At 54.6% G+C, this 18,275-nt stretch carries 19 protein-coding genes; 14 read left to right on the top strand and 5 right to left on the bottom strand.

The genetic code is table 11. The annotated features are described in order from the left end of the window. The first annotated feature begins 5 nt into the window (after positions 1–5). Both EOS97_RS07100 and EOS97_RS07095 read left to right on the top strand, forming a co-directional pair. Positions 6–1,307 carry an oxalacetate decarboxylase subunit beta gene (locus tag EOS97_RS07100; RefSeq protein WP_023165833.1) on the top strand — a complete coding sequence of 434 codons (1,302 nt, stop codon included), beginning with the start codon at positions 6–8 and terminating at the stop codon, positions 1,305–1,307. A 19-nt stretch (positions 1,308–1,326) separates the two neighbouring features. Beyond that, entirely contained in the window at positions 1,327–2,058 is a 732-nt protein-coding gene (locus EOS97_RS07095) for a triphosphoribosyl-dephospho-CoA synthase (protein WP_000602025.1), read from the top strand. A 33-nt stretch (positions 2,059–2,091) separates the two neighbouring features. Here the strand turns inward: EOS97_RS07095 and degS are convergent, their stop codons facing one another. The 3 genes from degS to zapG all read right to left on the bottom strand — a co-directional run bounded on the left by degS (position 2,092) and on the right by zapG (position 5,177). Further along, complete coding sequence (gene degS, locus EOS97_RS07090) at positions 2,092–3,162, bottom strand: outer membrane-stress sensor serine endopeptidase DegS (RefSeq protein ID WP_000497705.1); 1,071 nt, start codon at positions 3,160–3,162, stop codon at positions 2,092–2,094. 92 nt (positions 3,163–3,254) lie between these two features. Then, a complete protein-coding gene (gene degQ, locus EOS97_RS07085) occupies positions 3,255–4,622 on the bottom strand; it encodes a serine endoprotease DegQ (protein WP_000716690.1) in 1,368 nt (455 codons plus the stop codon). Between the two features lie 156 nt (positions 4,623–4,778). Continuing rightward, positions 4,779–5,177, bottom strand: a complete 399-nt coding sequence (gene zapG / locus EOS97_RS07080) for a Z-ring associated protein ZapG (RefSeq protein WP_001519074.1) — start codon at positions 5,175–5,177, stop codon at positions 4,779–4,781. Positions 5,178–5,369: 192 nt separating this feature from the next. On the opposite strand from zapG, the gene zapE reads away from it, so the two are divergent. The 12 genes from zapE (at position 5,370) to nanQ (ending at position 15,597) form a co-directional block, all read left to right on the top strand. Continuing rightward, complete coding sequence (zapE, locus tag EOS97_RS07075; protein ID WP_001191220.1) at positions 5,370–6,494, top strand: cell division protein ZapE; 1,125 nt, start codon at positions 5,370–5,372, stop codon at positions 6,492–6,494. Positions 6,495–6,796: 302 nt separating this feature from the next. Further along, positions 6,797–7,225, top strand: coding sequence for a 50S ribosomal protein L13 (gene rplM / locus EOS97_RS07070; RefSeq protein WP_000847559.1), 429 nt, complete (start codon positions 6,797–6,799; stop codon positions 7,223–7,225). Between the two features lie 15 nt (positions 7,226–7,240). Further along, on the top strand, positions 7,241–7,633 hold the full coding sequence (rpsI, locus tag EOS97_RS07065; RefSeq protein ID WP_000829815.1) for a 30S ribosomal protein S9: 393 nt from the start codon (positions 7,241–7,243) through the stop codon (positions 7,631–7,633). Positions 7,634–7,831: 198 nt separating this feature from the next. Continuing rightward, the gene (locus tag EOS97_RS07060; RefSeq protein WP_077906546.1) at positions 7,832–8,584 is read left to right on the top strand and encodes a DUF695 domain-containing protein; all 753 of its coding nucleotides are present in this window, start codon (positions 7,832–7,834) and stop codon (positions 8,582–8,584) included. A gap of 262 nt (positions 8,585–8,846) precedes the next feature. After that, positions 8,847–9,485 (top strand): stringent starvation protein SspA, encoded by a 639-nt coding sequence (gene sspA, locus EOS97_RS07055; protein ID WP_000257298.1) that lies wholly within the window; start codon positions 8,847–8,849, stop codon positions 9,483–9,485. Between the two features lie 5 nt (positions 9,486–9,490). Beyond that, positions 9,491–9,991, top strand: a complete 501-nt coding sequence (sspB, locus tag EOS97_RS07050) for a ClpXP protease specificity-enhancing factor (protein WP_000366112.1) — start codon at positions 9,491–9,493, stop codon at positions 9,989–9,991. Positions 9,992–10,099: 108 nt separating this feature from the next. Next, the gene (gene nanR / locus EOS97_RS07045; protein WP_000382927.1) at positions 10,100–10,891 is read left to right on the top strand and encodes a transcriptional regulator NanR; all 792 of its coding nucleotides are present in this window, start codon (positions 10,100–10,102) and stop codon (positions 10,889–10,891) included. A 134-nt stretch (positions 10,892–11,025) separates the two neighbouring features. Next, complete coding sequence (gene nanA, locus EOS97_RS07040) at positions 11,026–11,919, top strand: N-acetylneuraminate lyase (RefSeq protein ID WP_001029667.1); 894 nt, start codon at positions 11,026–11,028, stop codon at positions 11,917–11,919. Between the two features lie 115 nt (positions 11,920–12,034). Further along, entirely contained in the window at positions 12,035–13,525 is a 1,491-nt protein-coding gene (gene nanT, locus EOS97_RS07035) for a sialic acid transporter NanT (RefSeq protein WP_000108071.1), read from the top strand. Between the two features lie 46 nt (positions 13,526–13,571). After that, on the top strand, positions 13,572–14,261 hold the full coding sequence (locus EOS97_RS07030) for an N-acetylmannosamine-6-phosphate 2-epimerase (protein ID WP_000054439.1): 690 nt from the start codon (positions 13,572–13,574) through the stop codon (positions 14,259–14,261). Further along, on the top strand, positions 14,258–15,133 hold the full coding sequence (nanK, locus tag EOS97_RS07025) for an N-acetylmannosamine kinase (protein ID WP_000208984.1): 876 nt from the start codon (positions 14,258–14,260) through the stop codon (positions 15,131–15,133). Before EOS97_RS07030 ends, nanK begins: the two co-directional genes overlap by 4 nt. Continuing rightward, positions 15,130–15,597 (top strand): N-acetylneuraminate anomerase, encoded by a 468-nt coding sequence (gene nanQ, locus EOS97_RS07020; RefSeq protein ID WP_000979900.1) that lies wholly within the window; start codon positions 15,130–15,132, stop codon positions 15,595–15,597. The genes nanK and nanQ overlap by 4 nt, the downstream gene beginning before the upstream one ends. 83 nt (positions 15,598–15,680) lie before the next feature. Here the strand turns inward: nanQ and EOS97_RS07015 are convergent, their stop codons facing one another. Together EOS97_RS07015 and codB are read right to left on the bottom strand one after the other, a co-directional pair. Then, the gene (locus EOS97_RS07015) at positions 15,681–16,961 is read right to left on the bottom strand and encodes a cytosine deaminase (RefSeq protein WP_001180669.1); all 1,281 of its coding nucleotides are present in this window, start codon (positions 16,959–16,961) and stop codon (positions 15,681–15,683) included. Beyond that, a complete protein-coding gene (gene codB, locus EOS97_RS07010) occupies positions 16,948–18,201 on the bottom strand; it encodes a cytosine permease (protein WP_000076262.1) in 1,254 nt (417 codons plus the stop codon). Before codB ends, EOS97_RS07015 begins: the two co-directional genes overlap by 14 nt. Positions 18,202–18,275 lie beyond the last annotated feature (74 nt).

Genomic DNA, 18,275 nt, shown 5'->3' with positions numbered 1-18,275 from the left:
CTGAAATGGAAAGTCTGAACGCCCTGCTTCAGGGCATGGGGCTGATGCACCTTGGCGCAGGCCAGGCCATCATGCTGCTGGTCAGCCTGCTGCTGCTGTGGCTGGCGATAGCGAAGAAGTTCGAGCCGTTGTTGCTGCTGCCGATTGGCTTCGGCGGGCTGCTCTCCAACATCCCGGAAGCGGGCATGGCGCTGACCGCGCTGGAAAGCCTGCTGGCGCATCACGACGCCGGGCAGCTGGCGGTGATTGCCGCGAAGCTTAACTGCGCGCCGGACGTGCACGCCATTAAAGAGGCATTAGCGCTGGCGCTGCCGTCGGTGCAGAGCCAGATGGAGAACCTGGCGGTGGACATGGGCTACACGCCGGGGGTGCTGGCGCTGTTCTATAAAGTGGCGATTGGCTCCGGCGTCGCGCCGCTGGTCATCTTCATGGGCGTGGGCGCGATGACCGACTTTGGCCCGCTGCTGGCCAACCCGCGCACCCTGCTGCTCGGCGCGGCGGCGCAGTTCGGCATCTTCGCCACCGTGCTGGGGGCGCTGACGCTGAATTACTTCGGCCTGATTTCCTTCACCCTGCCGCAGGCGGCGGCCATCGGCATTATCGGCGGCGCGGACGGCCCGACGGCGATTTACCTGTCGGGCAAGCTGGCGCCGGAGCTGCTGGGGGCCATCGCGGTGGCGGCGTACTCGTATATGGCGCTGGTGCCGTTAATCCAGCCGCCGATTATGCGCGCGCTGACCAGCGAGAAAGAGCGCAAAATCCGCATGGTGCAGCTGCGCACCGTCAGCAAGCGGGAAAAAATCCTCTTCCCGGTGGTGTTGCTCATGCTGGTGGCCCTGCTGTTGCCGGACGCCGCACCGCTGCTGGGGATGTTCTGCTTTGGCAATCTGATGCGTGAAAGCGGGGTGGTGGAGCGTCTGAGCGACACGGTACAGAACGGTCTGATTAATATCGTCACCATCTTCCTCGGGCTGTCGGTGGGCGCGAAGCTGGTGGCGGACAAGTTCCTGCAGCCGCAGACGCTGGGCATTCTGCTGCTGGGGGTGATTGCCTTTGGTATCGGGACTGCCGCCGGGGTGCTGATGGCGAAGCTGCTGAACCTGTGCAGTAAGAACAAAATCAACCCGCTTATCGGTTCGGCGGGGGTGTCGGCGGTGCCGATGGCGGCACGCGTATCGAACAAAGTGGGGCTGGAGTCGGACGCACAGAACTTCCTGCTGATGCACGCGATGGGGCCGAACGTGGCGGGGGTTATCGGTTCGGCCATTGCGGCGGGCGTGATGCTGAAATACGTGCTGGCGATGTAATCCAATCTAACCGGGGGCAGTGATTCTGCTCCCGCAAAATGAGGACACAGTAATGAGTGAAATGGTTGCGTTTCGGCAAGGTACATCCATGCCATCCAGAGAAACCATCTTGCATTATGTTGTTGAGACGGTGAATCAGATAACTGAGCTTGAGCCAGCGCTGCATTTGCTGCCGTGGTCTGGCGTCAACTCAGCAATATATGAGCAACGTTTTGCACAGTGTTACGACGAGGGGCTTTGTGCCGCACAGACGTCGGCACCGAATGTTCCGCAGGGGATTCTGCCATCGACCGATTGGGCTCAGGGTATCGGGTTACTCTGTTTTGCCGCAGGGTATATGAGCGCAGGCGAGCGGCCATTAACACACAATCAGTTATGCGATTTCGTCAAACAGGCGGCTGTTGGTTTATCGCCGATTGAGGGGGAGGCGGCGAGCGGTTTCTCGACGGTACGTAGTATTGCATTACCCGTATTCAGGCGATTACAACGCGATGGTCACGCGTCTCGGATCCTGCTGTTACAAACGTTGCTGCATCTGGTCGCCTGGAAAAGCGCATCGCAGTATGCGCGTCAACAGGCGCAACGACTGCTCTGGATGGGCGGCATTCTGGGGGAAGGGGGGGAGCACAGCCTGCTTACACTGGATAAGGCGCTGCGTGAAGAGGCCGTCGGGGAGAAAAGTCTCCCCGCTCTGCTGATCTTCACGAGTTTCCTGGCGCATTTTCCGGCAGGGCCAGTCTTCATTGACTAGCCGTCGAACGACGCGGGCAAAAGCCGCGTCGTTTTAGTTCGACGCCGGGTATTCCTGCACCGTCACCTGGAACGTGAGCTGCTTATCATCCCGCATTACCACGACCGGAATGACGGAGCCCGGGCGGATTTCCGCCACCTGATCCATCGTCTCCAGCGCGGACACAGCGGGTTTATTATTGACCGAAATAATCAAATCATTAACCTGAATACCGGCAAGCGCGGCGGGGCCGTTTGGCGTCACTTCATTAACGACAATGCCCTGAATCGGGTCCATGCCGCTACCCTGCTGCGCGTGCAGCGGCGCGATTTCTCGTCCGCCAATACCGATATAGCCGCGAATCACGCGACCGTCGCGGATAAGCTTATCCATAATTTTCGTGGCTAGCTGGAAGGGAATCGCAAAACCAAGGCCTTCCGGCGTTTCGCCATCGTTACTCTTATCAAAGGAGAGGGTGTTGATCCCCATCAGTTCGCCTAACGAGTTGACCAGCGCGCCGCCGGAATTACCGTGGTTAATCGAGGCGTCGGTCTGGAGAAAATTCTGTCGCCCCGTCGGGTTCAGGCCGATACGACCCGTTGCGCTGATGATCCCCTGGGTGATGGTCTGTCCCAGATTATATGGGTTGCCGATAGCCAGTACGACGTCGCCAATATGCGGTGTACGCTTTGTATTAATCGGGATGGTAGGCAGCCCGCCAGTGGCGTTGATCTTCAGCACCGCCAGGTCGGTAAGCGAATCGGAGCCAACCAGTAGCGCTTCAAAGACGCGGCCATCCTGTAGCGCGACGATAATCTGATCGGCATCGTTAATCACGTGCTTGTTGGTAATAATATAACCGCGTTGATCCATGATCACGCCGGAACCCAGCGTGCGGATCTCCAGTTGATTATGCGCGGTACTGTTCATACTGCGGTTATAGACATTGACGACGGCAGGCGCGGCGCGGCGAACCGCAAAATTATAACTGGCTGGCGTCTCATCGGTACTGTCGAATTGCGGGACGGCGATAGGATTAATTTTGCGCAAAGAAGGCATGACGGCCAACAGAATAGCGCCGACAATTAAACCTATTGCGACCGAACGTAAGAGCTTCACAAACATGATGGAGGCGTCGTTAAAAAAGGGAACGGCAGCAGCATACCATGAGTTAACCGGACATCACATCGCAGGCTGATGCCCGGTTTAAGACAGGATTAGCGCAGCAATAGATAAATGTTCTCGTTGCCGCGTACTACCTGAAGAGCAATGATGGACGGTTTTGCCGCCATCACTTTGCGCATTTCGGCGATAGAACTGATGCGATCGCGATTAACGCCGATGATAACATCATCTTTTTGCAAACCGGCCTGCGCGGCAGGACTGCTTTTTTCGACGCTATCAACCTTAACGCCTTTCGTCCCGTCTTTCAGCTGGCCGTCGCTCAACGTCGCGCCTTGCAACGCCGGGGCGATCATTTCGGCGCTGGCGGAAGAAGAGGTATTGGAATCCAGCGTGACTTCCACCTCCAGCGGCTTACCATCGCGCAGCAGGCCCAGCTTCACTTTCGTGCCCGGTTCGGTGGTGGCGATACGTGAACGCAGTTCGGCAAAGCTATTCAGCGGCTTACCGTTAAGACTGATAATCACGTCTCCGGATTTCACCCCGGCCTTCGCCGAACCTGAATTGGGTAAAACCTCGCTGACAAAAGCGCCACGCTGAACGTTCAGTTTGAATGCCTTGGCGATATCAGCGGTCATTTCAGTGCCTTTAATTCCCAGCAATCCGCGTTTGATTTCGCCGAACTGAATCAACTGCTGTGCCAGCGTCTGCGCCATATTGGAAGGAATAGCAAAGCCAATGCCGATGCTCCCGCCCCCTGGCGCGAGGATCGCGGTATTAATCCCGATCAGCTCGCCGTTCAGGTTAAGCAGCGCGCCGCCGGAGTTGCCGCGGTTAATAGAGGCATCGGTTTGAATAAAGTTCTCAAGCCCTTCCAGATTAAGTCCGCTGCGTCCCAGCGCTGAAATAATCCCGGAGGTGGCGGTTTGTCCAAGACCAAACGGATTACCGACCGCCACGGCAAAATCGCCGACGCGGAGTTTGTCGGAATCGGCGATGGCAATTTGCGTTAACTTGCTGGGATTCTGAATTTGTAACAGAGCGATATCGCTCTGGTCGTCGCCGCCGATCAGCTTCGCGTCGAATTCGCGTCCGTCATTCAGTTGAATACTGATCTTCTGTGCCTGATTAATCACATGATTATTGGTTAATACATAGCCTTTCGCGGCATCGATAATCACCCCCGAACCGAGTCCTTCAAACGGCTGGGACGGCTGGTCTGGCAGATCCTCGCCAAAGAATTTTTTAAACTCCTCCGGCACTTTTTGGCTCTGGGCGGCGGTTCCCTCGACTTTTACGCTGACGACAGCAGGCAGCACTTTCTCCAGCATAGGGGCAAGGCTTGGCAGCGTCGCCTGGCCTGGCACCTGGCCTGGTATCGATGCAAGGGCTGGAAACGGTGCCGAAAGAGTTAATCCGACACTTAACGCTAATGCACTTAACAGCTGGGTGTGTTTTTTCATGGATGCTGCTCTCGTACCTTGAATGAACGGATAGACAATTCAAAACAGATTGATGTTATTGAATTTTCAGCCTGGTAACAATGATAATAGCTGGGACAGGAAAGATAGAGAGAGGGCGCAAGCGATGCGCCCGATAATTTTCTTAACGGCGTGCGATTAATCGCGTTTCGCGCCGCTACGTAACAGGCCAGACGCGCCTTCAGAATAATCACGTGGCATTTGTACTGGCGCCTGATCGTTGCTCGCCTCAGACTCCGCCAGACGGTTACGGAACGGATTCGACTCCGCAGACATTTCCGGCAGCAGGCTGCTGGAGCTTTTCGCCATATGCTGATACAGCTGGCGGTAATCATGCGCCATGGTATCCAGCAGTTCCGCGCTGCGGGCAAAGTGGCTAACCAGCTCTTCACGGTACTCTTCCAGCTCAGCTTTGTTTTTTTCCAGTTCGTACTGCAATGCCTGCTGTTGACGTAACTTACGATTACCAAAACGCATGGCCACGGCACCAATGATGATACCGACGACTAATCCAATTAGCGCATATTCCCAGGTCATGAACATCTCCCGTTGTCTTATGTTTCCGTAGGGTGTTGGCTCCAGGCTCCATGCCCGCGCCTGATTATGCCACTATAACCGCTAATTCCGTAGAAGTGGAATCCCGACAGCATATCGCGTAGTGTAGAACGGCCTTTTTTTCGTCAGCCGTGAACGACGGCACATCGATTTTCAAGGAATAACAATAACATTATGCAAAGCCTTTCCCCTACATCGCGTTATCTCCAGGCACTCAACGAAGGCACCCATCAGCCTGACGACGTACAGAAAGAGGCGGTCGACCGTCTGGAAACCCTTTATCAGGCGCTCACCGCGAAAAAATCGTCGGCTACGCCACCCGGCGGTCTGATAGCGCGACTGGGGAAATTATTAGGCAAAAACGAACCGGACGCGCAAATACCGGTTCGCGGGCTGTATATGTGGGGGGGCGTGGGGCGCGGCAAAACCTGGCTCATGGATCTCTTCTACCACAGCCTGCCGGGCGAGCGAAAACTACGTCTGCATTTTCATCGGTTTATGCTGCGCGTGCATGAAGAGCTTACCGCGTTACAGGGACAGATCGATCCGTTAGACATTATTGCCGATCGGTTTAAAACCGAGACGGACGTACTGTGTTTCGATGAGTTTTTCGTCACCGATATTACCGACGCCATGCTGCTGGGCGGTTTAATGAAAGCGCTGTTTGCACGCGGCATTACGCTGGTCGCGACCTCCAATATTCCGCCGGATGAACTCTACCGCAACGGTTTGCAACGCGCCCGCTTCCTGCCGGCTATCGATGCCATTAAACAGCACTGCGACATTATGAATGTGGACGCCGGCGTCGATTACCGGCTGCGGACGCTGACGCAGGCCCATTTATGGCTAACGCCGCTTAATGATGAAACCCGGCGGCAAATGGATAAACTGTGGCTGGCGTTAGCGGGGGCCGCGCGCGAGCACGCTCCGACGCTGGAAATCAATCATCGCCCTTTATCCACCCTGGGCGTTGAAAACCAAACGCTAGCGGTCTCTTTCGCTACGCTGTGCGTCGAGGCCCGCAGCCAGCATGATTACATTGCGCTCTCAAGGTTATTTCATACGGTTCTGCTGTTTGACGTGCCGGTCATGACGCCGCTGATGGAGAACGAAGCGCGCCGCTTTATTGCGCTGGTGGATGAGTTTTACGAGCGCCACGTTAAGCTGGTGGTCAGCGCCGCCGCGCCGTTATATGAGATTTATCAGGGGGAGCGGCTCAAGTTTGAATTTCAGCGCTGTCTGTCGCGCCTGCAAGAGATGCAGAGTGCGGAGTACCTCAAGCGGGAGCATATGCCGTAAGCCGGACAAGCGCAGCGCCCCGGCATTGTGCGGTATCATATCTGTGCAACCTCCCCTACCGGAGGGTGAACCAGGCCTGAACAAAACCCGCGGCAAATCGCAAAAAGGGGTCGATCTTTGACCTGGACTTCTCTATAATCCTGCGACCCCACGTTACAAGAGAGTTTTTTCCCAAACTTTCTCTGTGCCGGCCAAACATATCCGAGGGGGTAGGTTTACCGGACTTTGTCGTGTGAACCTCAACTATTTAAAACGTTTGGGTGTTCACCAACGTGTAACTTATTTATTTGGGTAAGCTTTTAATGAAAACTTTTACAGCTAAACCAGAAACCGTAAAACGCGACTGGTATGTTGTTGACGCGACCGGTAAAACTCTGGGCCGTCTGGCTACTGAACTGGCTCGTCGCCTGCGCGGTAAGCACAAAGCGGAATACACTCCGCACGTAGATACCGGTGATTACATCATCGTTCTGAACGCTGACAAAGTTGCTGTAACCGGCAACAAGCGTACTGACAAAGTGTACTATCACCACACCGGCCACATCGGTGGTATCAAACAAGCGACCTTTGAAGAGATGATTGCCCGCCGTCCTGAGCGTGTGATTGAAATCGCGGTTAAAGGCATGCTGCCAAAAGGCCCGCTGGGTCGTGCTATGTTCCGTAAACTGAAAGTTTACGCGGGCAACGAGCACAACCACGCGGCACAGCAACCGCAAGTTCTTGACATCTAATCGGGATTATAGGCAATGGCTGAAAATCAATACTACGGCACTGGTCGCCGCAAAAGTTCCGCAGCTCGCGTTTTCATCAAACCGGGCAACGGTAAAATCGTTATCAACCAACGTTCTCTGGAACAGTACTTCGGTCGTGAAACTGCCCGCATGGTAGTTCGTCAGCCGCTGGAACTGGTCGACATGGTTGAGAAACTGGATCTGTACATCACTGTTAAAGGTGGTGGTATCTCTGGTCAGGCTGGTGCGATCCGTCACGGTATCACCCGCGCTCTGATGGAGTACGACGAGTCCCTGCGTGGCGAACTGCGTAAAGCTGGCTTCGTTACTCGTGACGCTCGTCAGGTTGAACGTAAGAAAGTCGGCCTGCGTAAAGCACGTCGTCGTCCGCAGTTCTCCAAACGTTAATGGGTTTCTGCTTCGGCAGACAACTGTTAGCGAAAAACCCGCCTCGGCGGGTTTTTTTATGGCTAAAGTCCGAATCCAGTCTCTTTTCCTCCCTATCTTTAGCATTATTCTCATCTTATTCATCTTTCATGCACGCTCAGAGAAAAGGAAGTCACAGTGGGATTTTTTAACGCATTGTTTACTAAGAAAGAGTCGTTAATGCTGTCGAATAAATGGGAATTCTTTATAACAACGGTGGATGACCATGTTACGGGTATACGTGTGGATATTGGCGCCATTCAGGATGAAAAATTTGATCGCCTTATCCATACCTGGTTCTTACGTGTTCATTACACCAACTGTTATGAAAATGGTTTGCCGCAGCCCGATGAAACACAGCGTTTAAATCGTATAGAGGACTGGCTTGATGAAAAGGGGAAGACGTTTCCGATCTGGCTGGTGGGTGTGGTTACCCAACAAGGCTGGCGCGATTTTGTGTTCATGTCGGAAGAGGATCTTAACTGGGAAAATACGCTGGATAAATTGCTCGCTGGTGGCCCGGAAATCTCTTTTAGTTATAGAGAGAGTCACAATGATAAAGGAAACTTTTACCGCCAGTTCTTGTATCCAACCCGATACGACTGGAACTGGATACACGATTCCCGTGTGTGCCGGGGATTACAGGAACAAGGTGATGATCTGACGCTTCCGCGCGCTATTGATTATTATGCGACATTGCCTACAGAAGTCGCAGCGCGTGACCTGGCGCAAGATATTGCTGCATTACCGTATGGCATAACGCTGGTCAGTATTCGAATGAATGACCCGCAACAGGGGTTTATGGCGTCTTTTATCAGCACCGATGCTCCGCAACAATGGCATATGACAGAAATCACTTGCCAGCTTACCGATCTGGCTGAAAAACATGGCGGCAGTTTTGATGGCTGGGGCGCACCGGTAGTACAGGCATAACAGGCGAAAGACAATATCTCAGGTGGGGCGAGCATTTCAGACCAGGAATATCTCTTTTTCCTCATTTCCAGAATCGACTCACCACAAAGGTCACAAAATCTGGTAAACTATCATCCAATTTTCTGCCCAAATAGCGGGGAATGTTCATTTTTTGTCTCGTTTCTGAGCAATGATGGCTTTTTTCGCCCTGGGTGACATAACATCTGGCTGGTCACATTGTGGCTGGTAGCAGTAAAAATTCTGAATATACCTGGAGGTTTTCATGGCTGTCGCTGCCAACAAACGTTCGGTAATGACGCTGTTTTCTGGTCCTACTGACATCTATAGCCATCAGGTCCGCATTGTGTTGGCTGAAAAGGGTGTTAGTTTTGAGATCGAACATGTGGAAAAGGACAATCCACCTCAGGATCTGATTGACCTCAACCCGAATCAAAGCGTTCCGACACTGGTGGATCGTGAGCTGACCCTGTGGGAATCTCGCATCATTATGGAATATCTGGATGAGCGTTTCCCTCATCCGCCGCTGATGCCGGTTTATCCGGTCGCGCGCGGTGAAAGCCGTCTGTACATGCACCGTATTGAAAAAGACTGGTATACGCTGATGAACGTCATCGTAAACGGGTCTGCTTCCGAGGCCGACTCTGCGCGTAAACAACTGCGTGAAGAGCTGCTGGCGATTGCGCCGGTATTTGGTCAGAAACCGTATTTCCTGAGCGACGAATTCAGCCTGGTTGATTGCTACCTGGCGCCTCTCCTGTGGCGTTTACCGCAGTTGGGTATTGAATTCAGCGGCGCAGGGGCGAAAGAGCTGAAAGGCTATATGACCCGCGTCTTTGAACGTGATTCTTTCCTGGCTTCTTTAACCGAAGCTGAACGTGAAATGCGCCTCGGTCGGGGTTAACCTGTATGGATTTGTCACAGTTGACGCCGCGTCGTCCCTATCTGTTGCGTGCTTTCTACGAGTGGTTGCTGGATAACCAGTTGACCCCGCATCTGGTGGTGGATGTGATGCTGCCTGGCGTGCATGTCCCTATGGAATATGCGCGCGATGGGCAAATCGTCCTCAATATTGCGCCGCGGGCGGTAGGTAATCTGGAGCTGTCTAATGATGAAGTGCGTTTTAATGCGCGCTTCGGCGGCGTTCCCCGTCAGGTTTCTGTGCCTTTGGCTGCGGTGCTGGCGATTTACGCCCGTGAAAACGGCGCAGGCACTATGTTTGAGCCTGAAGCCGCCTATGATGAAGACGTTGTCAGCTTAAATGATGATGACAATACCGCAGGCGCGGAAAGCGAGACCGTGATGTCCGTCATTGATGGCGATAAGCCCGACCACGATGACGACAGTAGCCCTGATGACGAGCCGCCTCCGCCGCGTGGCGGACGTCCGGCGCTACGCGTAGTAAAATAATCAACAGGCCCTGAAGGGCCTGTTTTGTTTGGTCTCCTCGCGGGTTCACCCTGCTTTTGAAGCTGTGTTACGATAAGCTTGCTATTATTTGCCACCGACCACTCATGAATGGACGTTATGAACGCATTTGATTCGCAAGCAGAAGATTCACCGACATCCCTCGGGCGTAGTTTGCGCCGCCGTCCGCTGGCGCGTAAAAAACTGTCTGAAATGGTTGAGGAAGAGCTGGAGCAGATGATCCGCCGTCATGAGTTTGGCGAGGGAGAACAGCTACCGTCTGAACGTGAATTAATGGCCTTCTTCAATGTGGGACGTCCCTCCGTGCGTGAAGCGTTAGCTGCGCTGAAGCGTAAAGGTCTGGTGCAAATCAATAACGGCGAACGCGCCCGCGTCTCGCGCCCCTCTGCTGATACCATCATCAGCGAACTGTCGGGTATGGCGAAAGATTTTCTTACTCATCCTGGCGGCATCGCTCACTTTGAACAGCTACGGCTTTTCTTTGAATCCAGCCTGGTGCGCTATGCGGCGGAACATGCCACCGACAAGCAGATCGCGTTGTTAACGAAAGCGCTGGAAATTAATAGCCAGTCGCTGGATGACAACGCGCTGTTTATTCGTTCGGATGTCGAGTTTCACCGGGTGCTGGCTGAAATTCCCGGCAATCCGATCTTTATGGCTATTCATGTTGCTCTGCTGGACTGGCTAATCGCCGCTCGCCCAAGCGTTCCCGATCGTGAGCTGCATGAACATAATAACGTGAGTTATCAACAGCATATTGTGATTGTTGATGCCATTCGCCAGCGAGATCCCGATAAAGCGGATCGCGCTCTGCAAACCCACCTCAATAGCGTTTCCGCTACCTGGCACGCGCTCGGTAAAAAAAGTCAAAAAATGCGGTAGCGATCGCGCCTCCGATCCCAGTTTAGTGAAGCAGATCGCACTATAAGCGTTCTGTATTATTTGCTGCTTATTTGATCTGGTATAACAGGTATAAAGGTAGGTAGTTAATATATTCATCATCCGTAGAGGTAGGTATGGCAAAAGCATTGCAAGGCGTAATGGCGGCGTTGTTGACCCCATTTGATCATCAGCAGCAACTGGATAGCGAAAGCCTGCGCCGTCTGGTGCGTTTTAACATCGGCCAGGGTATCGACGGGCTGTACGTTGGCGGTTCCACCGGGGAAGCATTCGTACAGAGCCTTGCTGAAAGAGAGCAGGTGCTGGAGATTGTCGCCGAAGAGGCGAAGGGAAAAATCACGCTGATCGCCCATGTCGGGACGGTAAGCACCGCAGAAAGCCAGCAGCTTGCCAGCGCCGCAAAGCGTTACGGTTTTGATGCGGTCTCTGCGGTGACGCCTTTTTATTACCCTTTCAGTTTTGAAGAGCACTGTGACCATTATCGGGCAATCATTGATTCCGCAGATGGATTGCCGATGGTGGTATACAACATTCCGGCGTTAAGCGGTGTAAAACTTACCCTCGATCAGATCAATACGCTGGTGACATTACCGGGCGTGAGCGCGCTGAAGCAAACCTCCGGCGATCTCTTCCAGATGGAGCAGATCCGCCGTGCGCATCCGGATCTGGTGCTGTACAACGGTTATGACGAAATCTTCGCTTCCGGCCTGCTGGCGGGCGCGGACGGCGGTATCGGCAGCACGTACAACATTATGGGCTGGCGTTATCAGGGGATTGTTCAGGCATTACGTGAGGGCGATGTGGCGAAAGCGCAGCGTCTGCAAACCGAGTGCAATAAGGTTATTGATTTACTGATTAAAACCGGCGTATTCCGCGGCCTGAAAACGGTCCTGCATTATATGGACGTGGTATCGGTGCCGCTATGTCGTAAACCGTTTGCGCCTGTTGATGAAAAATATCTGCCGGCGCTCAAGGCGCTGGCTCAACAACTGATGGAAGAAAAGGCGTAACAGCATAATGCCGGGGGCGCTACGCTTGCCCGGCCTACAACAGTGTGAGCGGTAGGCCGGATAAGGCGGAGCCGCCATTCGGCATAACGACAACAAAAATCGTCGGGAGAGTAAAATGAGTACTTCTACCCAGAACATCCCGTGGTATCGCCATCTCAACCGGGCGCAGTGGCGGGCATTTTCCGCTGCCTGGCTGGGATATCTGCTTGATGGTTTTGATTTTGTGTTGATTGCTCTTGTACTGACTGAGGTACAAAGCGAATTTGGGCTGACGACGGTACAGGCGGCAAGCCTGATTTCTGCGGCTTTTATCTCTCGCTGGTTCGGCGGGTTATTACTGGGCGCGATGGGCGATCGCTATGGGCGTCGTCTGGCGATGGTCAGCAGCATCATTCTGTTTTCGGTGGGAACCCTGGCATGCGGGTTTGCGCCCGGTTACACCACCATGTTCATCGCCCGACTGGTGATTGGTATGGGCATGGCGGGCGAATATGGTTCCAGCGCGACCTATGTGATTGAAAGCTGGCCAAAACATTTACGCAATAAGGCCAGTGGTTTTCTGATTTCCGGCTTCTCCGTCGGCGCGGTCGTTGCCGCGCAGGTGTACAGCCTGGTGGTGCCTGTCTGGGGCTGGCGCGCGCTGTTTTTCATTGGCATTTTGCCAATTATCTTCGCTCTCTGGCTGCGAAAAAACATTCCGGAAGCGGAAGACTGGAAAGAGAAACACGCGGGTAAAGCGCCGGTACGTACGATGGTCGACATTCTTTATCGGGGCGAACATCGCATCATCAACATTTTAATGACTTTCGCCGCCGCCGCTGCGCTGTGGTTCTGTTTTGCCGGTAACCTACAAAATGCTGCGATTGTGGCGGGGCTGGGACTACTGTGCGCGGTTATCTTTATCAGCTTTATGGTGCAGAGCAGCGGTAAACGCTGGCCCACTGGCGTCATGCTGATGCTGGTGGTACTGTTTGCTTTCCTCTATTCCTGGCCGATTCAGGCGCTATTACCCACTTATCTGAAAACCGAGCTGGCCTACGATCCGCATACGGTGGCGAATGTCCTGTTCTTTAGCGGATTTGGCGCGGCGGTTGGTTGCTGCGTAGGCGGTTTTCTTGGCGACTGGCTGGGAACGCGTAAAGCATATGTCTGTAGCCTGCTGGCCTCGCAAATCCTCATTATTCCGGTCTTTGCGATTGGCGGCACAAACGTCTGGGTTCTGGGTCTGCTACTGTTTTTCCAACAGATGTTGGGGCAGGGGATTGCCGGGATTCTACCGAAACTGATCGGCGGTTACTTCGATACCGATCAGCGCGCGGCGGGGCTGGGCTTTACTTATAACGTCGGCGCGCTCGGCGGCGCGCTGGCGCCGATCCTGGGAGCGCTGATCGCTCAACGTCTGGATTTGGGCACTGCGCTGGCATCGCTCTCTTTCAGCCTGACGTTTGTCGTGATCCTGCTTATTGGGCTTGATATGCCGTCTCGCGTACAGCGTTGGCTACGTCCGGAAGCGTTACGCACCCACGATGCTATTGACGACAAACCGTTCAGCGGAGCCGTACCGCTTGGCAGTGGTAAAGGTGCCTTTGTAAAAACGAAAAGTTAATCCGCTTGCCCGGTTTTCAACCGGGCAATATTTGTAAGGGAGTAGTATGTCGTTACTTGAACAACTGGATAAAAATATTGCCGCTTCTGGCGGCCTGATTGTCTCCTGCCAGCCCGTTCCGGGCAGTCCGCTGGATAAGCCGGAGATTGTAGCGGCAATGGCATTGGCGGCGGAACAGGCGGGCGCGGTTGCGGTGCGTATTGAAGGCATAGACAACCTGCGTATGACCCGCTCGCTCGTTTCGGTACCCATTATCGGCATTATCAAACGCGATCTGGACGACTCTCCAGTGCGCATTACCCCTTTTCTCGACGATGTAGATGCGCTGGCGCAGGCCGGCGCAGCTATTATCGCCGTTGATGGAACCGCTCGGCAACGGCCGGTAGCCGTTGAGGCGTTGTTGGCGCGCATTCATCACCACCATCTACTGGCGATGGCCGACTGCTCATCCGTGGACGATGGTCTCGCCTGTCAACGGTTGGGCGCGGACATTATCGGCACGACAATGTCCGGCTACACCACCCCCGATACGCCGGAGGAACCCGATCTGCCCTTAGTCAAAGCGTTGCATGACGCCGGATGCCGGGTAATAGCCGAAGGGCGCTATAACTCGCCAGCACTGGCGGCGGAGGCGATCCGCTATGGCGCATGGGCGGTGACGGTGGGGTCCGCCATTACCCGTCTGGAACATATCTGTGGATGGTATAACGACGCATTAAAAAAGGCGGCGTCATGACTACGTTAGCAATCGATATTGGCGGTACTAAACTTGCCGCCGCGCTCATCGACAACAACTTGCGCATTAGCCAGCGTCGCGAGCTACCGACCCCCGCGAGCAAAACGCCGGATGCGTTACGTGAAGCATTAAAGGCGCTGGTTGAACCACTACGGGCAGAGGCGCGTCAGGTAGCGATAGCTTCTACCGGGATCATTCAGGAAGGGATGCTGCTGGCGCTAAACCCCCATAATCTGGGCGGCTTGCTACACTTTCCGTTAGTACAAACACTGGAAACAATCGCAGGCCTGCCGACGCTGGCGGTGAACGACGCGCAGGCGGCGGCCTGGGCGGAGTATCACGCGCTCCCTGACGATATCCGCGATATGGTATTTATCACCGTTTCAACCGGCGTTGGCGGCGGCGTTGTCTGTGACGGCAAGCTCCTTACCGGAAAAGGCGGTCTGGCCGGGCACCTGGGACACACCCTGGCGGACCCACACGGGCCCGTATGCGGCTGTGGACGCGTTGGCTGCGTAGAGGCCATCGCCTCCGGACGAGGGATGGCCGCGGCGGCGCGGGACGATCTGGCGGGATGCGACGCCAAAACCCTATTTATTCGCGCTGGCGAAGGTCATCAGCAGGCGCGACATCTGGTAAGCCAATCCGCGCAGGTAATAGCGCGAATGATCGCCGATGTGAAAGCGACTACCGACTGCCAGTGTGTGGTCATTGGCGGCAGCGTAGGGTTAGCTGAGGGATACCTGGAGCAGGTTCGCGCGTTTTTGATGCAAGAGCCTGAGCCTTATCACGTGGCGCTGAGCGCCGCTCGCTATCGGCATGACGCAGGATTATTAGGCGCTGCTTTGTTAGCTCAAGGAGACACATTATGATGATGGGGGAAGTACAGTCGTTGCCTTCTTGCGGGTTGCATCCGCGACTGCTGGATGCCTTGACTCTCGCGCTGGCGGCAAGGCCGCAGGAGAAAGCGCCGGGGCGCTATGAATTGCAGGGCGACAATATCTTTATGAATGTAATGCAGTTAACGACGCAAATGCCGGCCGAGAAGAAAGCGGAATTGCATGAACAATACATTGATATTCAGCTACTACTAACCGGCGTCGAGCGTATTGCGTTTGGGATGTCCGGTGCCGCTCGCCAGTGCGAGGAGATGCACGTTGAAGAGGATTACCAGCTTTGTAGTCAAATTGCCGACGAGCAGACTATTACGCTGCAAGCGGGGATGTTTGCTGTGTTTATGCCGGGAGAACCGCATAAACCGGGATGTGCAGTGGGTGAGCCGGATGACATCAAGAAAGTGGTAGTGAAAGTACGCGCCAGTTTGCTGGCGGCCTGAATCTCTTGCCGGAGCAGTCTTCCGAACGCAGCCCCCTTACGGGGCTGCGTGGTGAATGTGCCGGAGAGCGCGGGTATGACGGGTTAACGCTTAAACGTCACGGCTTCCGGCTGGGTCAGGTGCAGCGTCGTCTGGCTCGGCACCGTCTCGGCAATCACCCGCCCGTGGCGAATCGAGTAACGCGCAGGCGTCTGGCGACGTACCGCATCGAATCCATTCTCAGCGGGTAAGATAACCAGATTCGCGGCATTGCCGACGCTCAGACCGTAGTCCTGTAAATGCAGGGTTTTTGCGCTGTGGGTAGTGATCAGATTTAACCCGTCGTTGATTTGCCCATACCCCATCAACTGGCAAACGTGTAACCCCATATGCAGCACCTGCAGCATATTTGCCGTGCCTAATGGATACCACGGGTCGAAGACGTCATCATGGCCAAAGCAGACATTGATCCCCGCTTCCAGCATCTCTTTCACTCGCGTGACGCCACGACGTTTAGGGTAAGTGTCAAATCGCCCTTGCAGATGAATATTCACCAGCGGGTTGGCGACGAAGTTAATCCCCGACATTTTCAACAGGCGGAACAGGCGTGACGCATACGCGCCGTTGTACGAGTGCATAGCCGTGGTGTGGCTGGCGGTCACGCGCGCCCCCATGCCATCACGATGCGCCAGCGCCGCGACCGTTTCGACAAAGCGAGACTGCTCGTCATCAATTTCGTCGCAGTGCACATCGATCAAGCGATCGTATTTCTGCGCCAGGGCGAAGGTTTTGTGCAGCGATTCAACGCCATATTCCCGCGTGAACTCAAAGTGCGGAATGGCGCCAATAACGTCAGCGCCCAAACGCACGGCTTCCTCTAACAGCGCTTCACCGTTAGGATAAGACAGAATACCTTCTTGCGGAAAGGCGACGATTTGCAGGTCTACCCACGGCGCAACCTCTTGCTTCACTTCCAGCATGGCTTTCAGCGCGGTGAGCGTAGGATCTGAAACGTCAACGTGAGTACGAACGTACTGGATGCCATTAGCCATCTGCCATTTCAGGGTCTGCATCGCGCGCGCTTTCACATCTTCATGCGTGAGCATTGCTTTACGTTCTGCCCAGCGCTCAATCCCTTCAAACAGTGTGCCGGACTGGTTCCAGCTCGGTTCACCCGCCGTTTGCGTGGTATCCAGGTGGATATGTGGCTCAACAAACGGTGGAATAGCCAGACCGCCTTCGGCATCAAGCACTTCGCCCTGCGGTAACGATGCGGCTTCCTGAGGCTCAATCTGGCTAAAGCGCCCGTTTTCAATCGTAATCTGCCATAATCCTTCGTGTCCCTGCAGACGCGCCTGACGAATGGTGATGTTATTGTTCTGCATGGCTGACCTCTGGTGATTTAGCAAGGCTGCGGTTGAAAAGTGGATTCAGCAGGATATAGCTGAAGACGCCGCCGAGTACGGCGTTGACGGGCACAATACCAGGAACATAATGTCCGGCGGCGATGCCCAGCGCGACGGAAAGAATAGCAATCCAGTTAACGGGAATAAAGCGCACGGTGTTGAAGTCGGCATAGCGGCGGCGGTTCACCAGATAGTCGGCAATAATCACTCCGCCAATCGGTGGGATGGCAGATGACAGGAACGTCAGCCAGCCGACAAAATTATTGTAAAGCCACAGCGCGCACACGGTACCGATAATCCCGTTCACCACCGACAGCGTGCGGCTGGAAAGACCGGTAATATTGGCGAAGCCCAGACCCGATGCGTACAGCGCGTTATCGTTGGTGGTCCAGATATTCAGGCCGAGCACCACGATCGCGGGCAGCAGCAGCCCCTGCGCTATCATCACGTCAGAGATATCCGCCTGACCGACGGCGGCAGCGCCTGCCGCGCCAAAGATAAACATCAGCGAGTTGCCGAGGAAAAAAGCGACCATCGCAATCAGTACGGCGCTTTTGGCATGACGCCCGAAGCGGACGAAGTCGGCGGTCAATGTACCGGCGCTGACAAACGAGCCCACCACCAGCGCCAGCGCGCTGGAAAAATCCAGCGGCGTCTGCGGCACTATCGTTTTTAAATGCTCCAGCCCACCCACGCCGCTGATCGCCAGCCAGACGGAGTAGCTGCCCAGTATAACGATCGCGGGTACGGCAATGATAGACAAAATGGTCAACGCCGAGATGCCGAAAAAAATGGTCAGGGTCATCAGCAGACCCGAAACGGCAATCAGGATATTGGCATCAATGCCCGTCGCTTTACTGACCGGAATAGCGAACATCGCTACGCCAACGCCAAACCAGCCTACCTGTGTGCCGCCTAGCAGCAGCGAGGGAAGCCATGATCCTTTAACGCCAAAGGAGTAACGTGCAAGGAGGTGGGTGGAGAGTCCGGTTTTTGCGCCGATGTAACCAAGAAATGCAGTGTAGATACCGAGGAGGAGATTACCGAAGAGAACTGCGAGGAAGAAATCATTATAAGAAAGACCGGTGCCGAGTGTCCCTCCGGTCCACATACTGGCGGAAAAAAACGTTAAACCCAACATGACAAACGTCAGTGGAATCACGCCCTTCCGCGCCGCCAGAGGGACGGGGCCCTGGCTATAATTGTTGTCCTGCGACACAACGCCTCCATGAATTTTGCCCAAAAAATCCGCCGCATAATATACAGTTCTCAGAATAAAGCAAACGTTTTCGT

This window comes from Salmonella sp. SSDFZ54 (genome assembly GCF_004010735.1).
Taxonomy (GTDB): Bacteria; Pseudomonadota; Gammaproteobacteria; order Enterobacterales; family Enterobacteriaceae; genus Salmonella; species Salmonella enterica.
The sequence above is the reverse complement of the archived record's forward strand: the minus strand, read 5'-3'. Positions and strand labels throughout refer to the sequence as shown.